At 68.7% G+C, this 683-nt stretch carries 1 protein-coding gene; it reads left to right on the forward strand.

What is annotated here, in order from left to right; genetic code table 11:
* Window positions 1–156: 156 nt before the first annotated feature.
* Window positions 157–633: a hypothetical protein gene (locus ABD191_RS29050; protein ID WP_030901129.1), complete on the forward strand. Its 477-nt coding sequence runs from the start codon at window positions 157–159 to the stop codon at window positions 631–633.
* Window positions 634–683 lie beyond the last annotated feature (50 nt).

Genomic DNA, 683 nt, shown 5'->3' on the forward strand with positions numbered 1-683 from the left:
CCCCGCCCGCCAAGCCGCCCACGCCATCGCCACCGCCGTCTGCCCCACCTGCCAGGTGCTCCAGACCTACCCCTGCCGCGACAACCACGGCAACGAACTTCCCGACAGCAGCCCCGTCCACCCCGCCCGCTACACCGAAGCAGGAAGGCCCGCAGCATGACCAACACCACCACCCACCAGCCGACCACCGTCTACGCCGGTCCCGTGGACTGCATCGAGCGGGAGTGCGAGGAGTTCTGGGACGACGAGGGAGAGGACCGCCCCGGCGTCAACCTGTGCTCGCACATCGCCGCCGAGCAGATCTGCGCAGCCTGCTCCGAACCGCCCAAGGAGGAAGGCGGCTACTGGCAGCGGACCGTTGCTTGGCCCTGCAAGCACGTCGCACCGGAGCCCGAAGGCTGCCACGCCTGGCAACTGACCCCGAGCAGTCACAGCTTCATCGACAACACGATCGACAAGCTCGGCGTCTTCACCAAGGACTACTGGCAGGAAGTCGACGGCAAGCTCGCCGTCGTCGGCCTACGCATCGGGCAGCGGCCCGGCCACGTCATCGCCTTCTACGGCGACTGGATCATCCGGCACCCCGACGGCGGCTTCACCATCCACAAGGGGCCCGCCGAGGTGACGGCATGAGCCCGATCCGCCCCGAGAACCGGGCCCTCTACCCGATGAACTGGCCCGAC

The organism is Luedemannella helvata, assembly GCF_039528415.1.
Classification (GTDB): Bacteria; Actinomycetota; Actinomycetes; order Mycobacteriales; family Micromonosporaceae; genus Luedemannella; species Luedemannella helvata.

What these genes read in the sequence shown, in the direction of transcription:
- ABD191_RS29050 (WP_030901129.1), top strand. Translation starts at nt 157, where the DNA reads ATGACCAACACCACCACCCACCAGCCGACCACCGTCTACGCCGGTCCC.